Here is an 8,785-nt window from a genome sequence, read left to right on the forward strand (position 1 = left end):
GATATGAAAAATAAAGACGAACTCACCCCATATTTCTATACCGTTATAGCGGTTTCCGCACTAACTATCATCCTTATGGTCGCTACTAATGCCGCGGACCGGAGTCTTGCCTGGATATTTTTCGGCTTCCTGCTTTATATCCCTTTACTTTTTGTTAAAAACCGGGTGTTGATAGGTATAGTTATAGCCGCAGAATACCTTTTTCTGTTGTCCGTTTTTTGGCTGTTTATGATGTTGCTTAAATATGAGCCCGGGGGAGAGCTGGTTCCGTTAGCACTGTTTATCGTGCATTCGTTGATACGGTTGTTTATTTTCCTTAAAGTAGCGGGAAGCCGTTATGCCTTGCTCCTGGCCATAGCTATAGCTCTTTTAATAAGTATTCCGGTATATTGGTATGGAACTACGGATTACCTTAAATTGATGTGAGAGTTGAAAACAGTTAAAAAGATAACAAACTTGAAAACCGGTAAAAGGCATATGGAAAGTACGATTTCTTCTGTGATAGAAATTAATGCACAACCTGAAACCATTTGGGATAATATTACCAATGTCAAAATAGAACAGTTTTCCGATCCGGTTATTTTTAGACTTCTCGATATACCCAAACCACTAAAGGCAGAAATGCTGTCAGAAGGCCAGGGCGGAAGGCGAATTGCTTATTTCGACAGCGGGAAAAAGTTTGTACAGGAAATTTTGGTTTGGAGACCCTTGATTGAATATTCATTTACATTTAATCCTGAAAAAGAATTCAGGGTCTGTTACTTTTTCGAACTTTCGGAAGGCGTTTTTCAAGTTCCGGCAGGTGCTTATTATCTGATAACTAAAGAGCAAACCACAACCTTAAAACTAACTACAACTTATAGTATTGACAGGCGATTACATTTTTTATTTAATATTCCCGCAAGACTAATTTTAAAATCTTTCCAACGTTATTTGTTGACGTCAATTAAACAAAACTCAGAATAAATGGCAGCAATAAAATTTACTGAAACTATTCTAATTGGCGAAAAAGCAGAGAAAGTTTTTGATTTTACGCAGGATTATAATGAACGACTAAAATGGGACACTTTTTTAAAGAAGGCAGACTTAATTGAAGGTGCAACAACGGCTGGTAAAGGAGTTAAAGCCTATTGCGTGGCTAAAAATGGAATTGGCATGGTGACGGAATATGTTACTTTCAATCGACCAAAGGTAACCGCAATCAAAATGACAGAAGGCCCGTTTATGTTTAAATCCTTTTTAGGTTCTTGGACATTCAAGGAAATTGAAAACAATAAAACAGAAGTTGCTTTTCTATATTCATTTTTGCTTAGGTTTCCGTTCAACCTGTTTACCGGAACCATAACACGTAATTTACAGACAAACGTTAAGCAGCGATTAACTGACCTTAAAACAAACATCGAAAAAAGGCATCATTAAATGAAACCTACCGTTGACAAAGACAACTTTCCCGAAATGGTATCCCGTCCTCATCGTACCTGGACCTGGATGGTACGGGTAATTTTTGCACTGTTTGTGCTCTTACCCATTGCCGCCCTCTTATACGGGGCGCCGGTTTTACTTTACCGGGAAGCACGCTCCGACAGTAACGGAGGTTTGCTGCTTTCGGGCCTGTACTACGTATTGATCACCGTATTGTTAATCTGGCATTTTAAAAAGGCAAAACACAATGCCATAACACAAATAAGAGTAGATCTGGTAATCTCTCCTTCTGTCATTAAAAATAAATTTTAAAAATGGTAAAGAAAGATTTAAAACAGGCATTTATGAACTATTATCGACACCTATACAACACACGTTTCCGGCAGGTATTCTGGCTGCCGCTGTGTTTTATACAATACAATACCCTATCCGCGCAGGAGCCTGATTATGCCATACCTCCGGAAAACGAATATACGTCACTGTCCGGTTTTTATGAAGGACGGGCTGCATTCAGTGCCCGTGGAATAATACTTAACGGGTATATTGATGCCGAACAAAACCGGGTGATCGCCCCTGAATTTGATAAAGCCAATGCTTTCCGTGAGGGCCTGGCGGCAGTAGCCGTATGGGATTCCGCAAACGGGTACAAGTACGGGTATATTGACAAACAAGGGAATACGACGATCCCCCTGATGTATTCGGAAGCCCGCGATTTTTCAAACGGAATGGCTGCGGTATCAGAGGGGAAAGATAAATCTGGAAGATATAAATGGATGTACATAGACAAAAACGGCCAGGTTCTTTTTCATTCCCCTTATACCGGGGATGACCCCGGGAGCTTAAACAGTGGCCGCCTGTTGGTCTGGGAAAACGGTCTTGCCGGGTATGTGGATCGATCCGGGAACCGGAAGATTCCTCCACAATACGAACGGGCCTTCGATTTCTCTGACGGGGTGGCCATTGTAAAGGCCAAAGTAAAGAAAAAACGCAAATACAAAAGCGATTTGGTTAGGAAGCTGGCTGAAAAGCTTGAATATGATGCTTATGAATACAATGTTATTGACACGCTTGGTCATATGCTGTTTAAAACAGACGTTTCCAACTTGAACAATTTCAACGATGGTGTAGCAGTATATATGGAGGATGGGAAATGGGGGCTTATGAACAAAAAGGGCAAGGTGATTTTAAAGGCACGTTATCACCAGCAACCTTATGATTTTAAGAATGGCCTGTCCCTCGTTCAGGTTAACGGGGAAGAACAGGATAACAAGGACGGCAGCATACACGTATTAAACACTTCGGGCGAGGTCGTCTCTGTCATTCCGCTCTGCAATGATTACGGCTGTATATATGACAGCAGGTATGGCTTTTATGAGGGGTTATTGGCTGTAAGGATCGTTTCAGGCAAAGAATCGGGATGGGGCTATATCGATATTTACGGGAATTTGCAGGTCTCCCCGCAATTTAGTGAGGCCTTTGACTTTGCCGGCGGATTGGCGTTGGTAAAAACCCTGAAGGGAAAATTGGCGGTCATTAAAAAACCCTTGTTGAAATAGCCCGGCAAACCGGTTTCCTCCCGGATGGTCCCTGAAGGTAATTAGTTGAAAAAATGTTGATCCCTATTGAAGAGAGATAAAAGGCACTGATGGTTGGCAATCTTTGTACGTTATACTTAATATAACGTGAATAATGGATAAGAGATAAAGTAATATTAACATAAAAAAGGAGTAAAACAATTATATTAGTAATTGAATATCATATAGTTATGATTTGAATTTCACTCCCGTGAACGAAGATAAAATTACGAAAATTTTTGTGCAAATTGACGATTTCACCCAACTTTTTGAAGCGGAAATCAAACAATTACGCTTAGAAAGTGCCACCGGGAAGTCAAGAAACCGAAAAAGCAGGCTTTCCGACAGTGAGATGATGACCATTCTGATTTGCTTTCACTTAAGTCGCATTAATGACTTTAAATCCTTTTATATGATGTATCTGTCCAAACATTACAACCATCTTTTCCCGGATTTGGTCTCTTACGAACGCTTTGTGCAAAGTTCCAAACGGATCATGGTACCTTTGATGGTCTTTCTCAAAACCAATGCTTTGGGGACTTGCAGGGGGATCTCTTTTATTGATTCAACAACGGTCAAGGTCTGTCATGTCAAACGGGAAAAGCAACACCAGGTCCTGAAAGGGCTGGCCGCAAAAGGTAAATCCACTATGGGCTCGTTTTTTGTCCCGAAAGCTTTCGGGATCAAACTGCATTTGATTATCAATGACCAGGGGGAAATCCTAAGTTTTTACCTGACTTCAAACCCTCCGATCCCGATTTCAATCGGGATCACCTCCCTTGATCTCAAGGCGCTGTGCTGAGCCTGGTCGAAGTAGAGGAGTTTTTAAAAATACTTAAAATGAGCAGTTTGAGTGCTTTTAGTCCATAAGGCTTGAACATTATTCATGTGCTTTTAAGATTAGAGTTGGGAGCTCCTCCTTCAGTTAGAGAATTAGCAGAAGTTTTAGGGGGAACCTTAAATCGTGGTGAATACCTAGAGTTATGGAAATGTGGAGTAAATGATATAGAACACTTTATTGTCACTGACGAGCAAATATTATTAGATATCCTTTCGAAGAATAAAATCAAAGAAACAAGACTTAAGGTTGAACAGAATATGCAGATGCAATAGGAAGCAATAACATTGCCGGAGATCCCAGCATACAAAGGTTAGTAAAAAACATTAAATTTACGGGTAAACATAATTCACCCGTTAGAGATTTGAAACAACAAGATATATTGCAATTCTGGAGAGATGTCGAGATATTCAATCTTCCTGATTTCAACAAAGATTCCCTATTACTTGAAGTTAACGCTGATTTGCCCTGGTTTAAAGAAAACAGGCCGGGAAGGAAAAATTATAAATGGCGTTACACGCTCATTTTTGGGAAAATTGACAAAAAAGTGATTGTTGAACATCTTAACAATTTGCTGAAAATAGAGGCAGTTAATGACTGGGAAGAGCCTGTTACCGGGTTTAGTTGCCTGTCTGCCCTGATTTTAGACGAAAAGGGTTGCCCGCAGTATGATAGTTATATAACGGCCAGCTATACTTTTGGGATTAGGGCTTTGGAGCAAAATAAAAAGCTTTCAACTGTTCCTGAAGCACTGGAAAGGTCAAAAGAAGATTTTTACGACAGGTACGGTTTTATAGCCACTGACAATACGGAGGAATTACCACAAGGGGAAGTTGTTGTTCGGGAACATCTCAAAAGGGAAATTGATTACCTGGAAAATATCATCGGGTGGTGGAAACAAGACATCAAAATTTATATCCTGGAAGAACTAGTTCCTAAAGACAGTGAGCCCAATACCGGTTTTTTAAACAGTTTCTTTCTGGATGACCTAAATTATCTTTCCTCTATAAAACAAAACCAGTTAGGCATTGCCCTTCAATCTTATTTAACTCTTAACCCTTCTATAGAAAAAAGGAAAGATTTAATTAAAAACAAAGAACTGTTATTCCAGACCATTGACCCCGGTTTGATGACCGCCGGAAGGTGGCCGTCTAAAATAGAATACGGGCTTTATTCAGCACAGGCAGGAGCGGTCAATACAATCTTTTCCAATCTTAAAGGGAATGAAGGTTTACAGGGAGTTAATGGTCCTCCCGGCACAGGAAAAACCACATTGTTACTGGATATCATAGCTGGGATTATAGTTGAAAGGGCGAAAGTTATTTCAGATTTGGGATGCAATGCGCTGTTTGAAAGCGGGTATCGTAAAATCGAAAAAGAATCGGGATATGACCGATATACATACAATCTTAAAGAAGCGCTCCAGGGTGATTTTGGTATAGTTGTAGCCAGTAACAATAATGCTGCTGTAGAAAATATCAGCAAGGAACTTCCTCTTAAAAGTAAAATCGATACAAGCACATTTCCTGATGCCGATTATTTCTCTGATTGTTCCCAATCAATAATTGATGACGAAAGCTGGGGAGCGTTAGCCGCTGCTTTAGGTAACGCTAAAAACAGAAACGCTTTTAGAGAAGCTTTCTGGCAATCCAAAAAAGATACTGAAGAAATTAGGTTTAATGATTTATTATATAATATCTACCGGGATCCTGAGAATGACCAGACATTCCTGCATCGTAAATCCTTTAATATTCAATCCAAAAAACTCAAAAGCCTGCTGAAAGAATTTGATGCGTTCAAAAAGACGGCTTCTTCTTTTCATAAACAACTACCGGAGTATATCAGCAACATAGAAAAAAAAGAACAACGTATAGCAGAAATTACCCGGGTTGAAGCCAGATTGTCTGACCTTTCTACTGAGGAGAAAAGTCTTTTGGAAAAAGAGAACACAACCAGACAAGATGCTGACAGATTGCAATCATTGTTGAATTTGCAAATGCAGCGTAAGCCCTCGTTTTTCTTTTTTCAAAAATTATTTTCCACCTCTAATTTTAAAAAATGGAATTCGGAAGCCGAAGAGCTGATCAATAAACTAAAATCGATTAATTCCATATTAGAGCGTATACGAAAGGAACTGGCCATGAATAATGACAGCGCCAAAGTACTTCATTCCGAACAGGAAAAGAACAAAAGTGATTTATCCGAACTTGATATGTTCGTCTCGGAATACAAAAAATTGCAGGAAATATTATGTAAGGAATATGGGATAGAAACAAGAAATCTGTTCAACATTGAATTCCTGCAAAAGAAATTGGAGGAAATACACCTTCTCAACCCTTATCATTCTCCTAAAATAGCAAAATTAAGAAGCGATATTTTTATAACAGCTACCCGGCTACACCACGATGCCATTCTGGCGAATGCAAAAAGTATCCGAAATAACTTAACGGCATTTTTCGAGATGATTTCCGGTTGGGTAACCGTAGATTCTAAAATGTCTCAAAACCTGTGGGATACATTCTTTTTATGTGTGCCTGTAGCATCTACTACACTGGCATCTGCCAGTAGATTGTTTCCCAAGATAAATAAAGGACAAATAGGCTGGCTGCTTATTGATGAGGCCGGGCAGGCCACTCCCCAATCGGTAGCGGGCCTAATTCATCGCTCAAAACGATGTGTAATTGTTGGTGACCCGTTGCAAGTAGAACCGGTTGTAACCATACCCAAGAAACTGGTTACGAAGTTGAGAAATGAACACCGTGTTGAAGTAGGATGGTCTCCTCACAAAGTTTCTGTTCAGCAGTTGGCCGATAAAGCGTCTTATCTAGGAACCTATATGGACATAGGAAACTCAGAAGAAAGAATATGGGCAGGCTTTCCCCTCCGTGCACATAGAAGGTGTGATGACCCTATGTTTACGATCGTCAATGAAATTGCGTACAGTAACCAGATGGTGAATGCAGTCCCTGAAAATTCAACTACAGAATTTATTGGCGTGTCAAAATGGTTTCATGTTGAATGTTCGTCCACACCCTATAAAAAACATGTGATTCCTGAAGAGGTTGATGTTCTGAAAAATAAGATAAGTGACTTGCTTCAAACGGGGTACGTGGGGAAAATTTATGTTATTTCACCTTTTAAATCCGTCGCCGATTTCTGTTTGAATGAATTTAAGTCACAGAAAAATATCTCATGCGGGACAATACATAAGTTTCAGGGAAAAGAAGCGGATATTGTTTTTCTGGTATTGGGAGGTAATCCTAAATCTCCAGGGGCCAGGAACTGGGCTTCGCAAAAGCCTAATATGTTAAACGTAGCGCTCACAAGAGCAAAAAAACGATTTTATGTAATAGGAAATAAAAAGCTTTGGGGTCCCTGTAAATATTTCAGTACAATGGCTGGTATTTTAGATTATTAGCTCTTCACTCGTATGTAAAGCCCTGCCCATATAAACCATAGCGGCACATAAATATCCATTGAAAGCCTCTACAGGGTCATGGATACAAATAAGTGGCGCCGTAAAATTGATATGACTGCTCTTTTTTTATTTTAATTAAATTAAATATACCTTCTCTTGAATAGGAATTTTTCTGTTTTGATAGCCTGTCTATAATATTATTCTGTACTGGCTCATAACAAAAGCCCCCCTGCCAGCCCCCGCAGGATACACCCATTGGCGAGCAGATAAAGTACCTGTTCCTGCAAAAGGGTAATGATAGCGACAAAGTAGTCCGGGAAATGCCGTAAGCCATATCACTGCCCCTAAAAACAGAGGTGGCTAAGCAGTTATTATGCTTCAACCCCCCCTATGTTTTTATTACGGTATAGTACCGATGCAAAACAGCATCATATATTTCTTCCAAATGCCGTTAGATCAAGACTCATAAAACTGGAATATAAATAAGGATAAAATAATAGGATGTCCCCTACCTTTTTTATTGATATTCTGTTTTACATTTATTATTGTTAAAACATTGTGAAAATATTAACTATTTTTTAGTATTTGATCTGCTTTATGTGTCATCTGATCGCATTCCTGTTAAATTTTTAGGGATCGCGAAATATGATATGACAAGGAATATATAACTGTAAGAATAAATTAACATTCTTAAATTTTCAGGATATACAATACTAACCAATTCTAATTCTACGCATAGCCCCGGAATCAGTTAGCTTGTTTTTTCAAAATTGACCATTAACTCCTGTTATAAGTCCCCGACACCGTGGACAACTATCTTGTCATAATAAAAACAGGTGATTTTTATTAAACATAATATCAGTAACCCAAATGTAATACTTATGCACCACCCCAAATGTATTCCCGGATATCCATTCCATTGATTTGGAAAGACATCAGGTTAGGTTTGCGCTTCCATTTGAAAAGACCACTTGGTCAAGTAGAAAATGTGATTCCCTTCTCAGAATGGAGGTAGGGGGGTTGGTAGTTCCATAAAAAAAGGAAACTCAAATTTCGTGTTGAACTATAATTATTTAATTCTGACTTATGAAGAGACTATACGCTTTAGCTTTTTTTCTGGTAGTTGTTTATTACGGGCATGCCCAGGTGGGTATCGGAACGCCCTTACCAGACAGTTCGGCCCAGCTGGATGTTGTGGCAGAAGATAAGGGGATATTGATCCCGCGGGTTGCCCTTACGGGAGCCCGGGACCAGACTACGATTGCCAATGGCAATGTGGAGAGTTTGCTGGTATTTAATACGGCCAGTACGGCAGATGTTAAACCTGGCTACTATTATTGGTATGCAGAAAGCTGGCATCGGGTAGTATCTGCAGAAGATGTGAATGGCGGAGACCTGCCGGATAATGTGATTATCTATAATCCGGCAGACAACCAATTTACCTATGTAGACGAGAACGGGGATACCCAGGTCATTGACCTCTCCGAACTGGTACAGGCCAATGAAACGATCACTACCCTGGTGAACAATAAC

8 protein-coding genes and 1 pseudogene are annotated in these 8,785 nt (G+C 39.7%); all 9 read left to right on the forward strand.

Going from position 1 to position 8,785, the window contains the following annotated elements; genetic code table 11:
* The first annotated feature begins 3 nt into the window (after positions 1-3).
* Complete coding sequence (locus tag ACVBDY_RS12460; protein WP_123217813.1) at positions 4-426, forward strand: hypothetical protein; 423 nt, start codon at positions 4-6, stop codon at positions 424-426.
* 3 nt (positions 427-429) lie between these two features.
* Entirely contained in the window at positions 430-966 is a 537-nt protein-coding gene (locus ACVBDY_RS12465) for a hypothetical protein (RefSeq protein WP_148044339.1), read from the forward strand.
* A complete protein-coding gene (locus ACVBDY_RS12470) occupies positions 967-1,419 on the forward strand; it encodes a type II toxin-antitoxin system RatA family toxin (protein WP_447175809.1) in 453 nt (150 codons plus the stop codon).
* Positions 1,420-1,734 carry a hypothetical protein gene (locus ACVBDY_RS12475; protein ID WP_447175810.1) on the forward strand — a complete coding sequence of 105 codons (315 nt, stop codon included), beginning with the start codon at positions 1,420-1,422 and terminating at the stop codon, positions 1,732-1,734.
* 32 nt (positions 1,735-1,766) lie between these two features.
* Positions 1,767-2,978 carry a WG repeat-containing protein gene (locus ACVBDY_RS12480; RefSeq protein ID WP_447175811.1) on the forward strand — a complete coding sequence of 404 codons (1,212 nt, stop codon included), beginning with the start codon at positions 1,767-1,769 and terminating at the stop codon, positions 2,976-2,978.
* Between the two features lie 229 nt (positions 2,979-3,207).
* Positions 3,208-3,735, forward strand: a pseudogene (locus ACVBDY_RS12485) (transposase); the annotation flags it as partial.
* Positions 3,736-3,869: 134 nt separating this feature from the next.
* Entirely contained in the window at positions 3,870-4,109 is a 240-nt protein-coding gene (locus ACVBDY_RS12490) for a hypothetical protein (RefSeq protein WP_447175812.1), read from the forward strand.
* Positions 4,110-4,198: 89 nt separating this feature from the next.
* Positions 4,199-7,252 carry a DEAD/DEAH box helicase gene (locus ACVBDY_RS12495; protein WP_447175813.1) on the forward strand — a complete coding sequence of 1,018 codons (3,054 nt, stop codon included), beginning with the start codon at positions 4,199-4,201 and terminating at the stop codon, positions 7,250-7,252.
* A 1,086-nt stretch (positions 7,253-8,338) separates the two neighbouring features.
* Positions 8,339-8,785, forward strand: a 447-nt coding sequence (locus ACVBDY_RS12500; RefSeq protein WP_514360665.1) for a phage tail-like protein, incomplete at its 3' end; no start/stop codon positions are given.

Source organism: Sinomicrobium halophytocola (genome assembly GCF_052983395.1).

What these genes read in the sequence shown, in the direction of transcription:
- ACVBDY_RS12460 (WP_123217813.1), top strand. Translation starts at nt 4, where the DNA reads ATGAAAAATAAAGACGAACTCACCCCATATTTCTATACCGTTATAGCG.
- ACVBDY_RS12470 (WP_447175809.1), top strand. Translation starts at nt 967, where the DNA reads ATGGCAGCAATAAAATTTACTGAAACTATTCTAATTGGCGAAAAAGCA.
- ACVBDY_RS12475 (WP_447175810.1), top strand. Translation starts at nt 1,420, where the DNA reads ATGAAACCTACCGTTGACAAAGACAACTTTCCCGAAATGGTATCCCGT.
- ACVBDY_RS12480 (WP_447175811.1), top strand. Translation starts at nt 1,767, where the DNA reads ATGAACTATTATCGACACCTATACAACACACGTTTCCGGCAGGTATTC.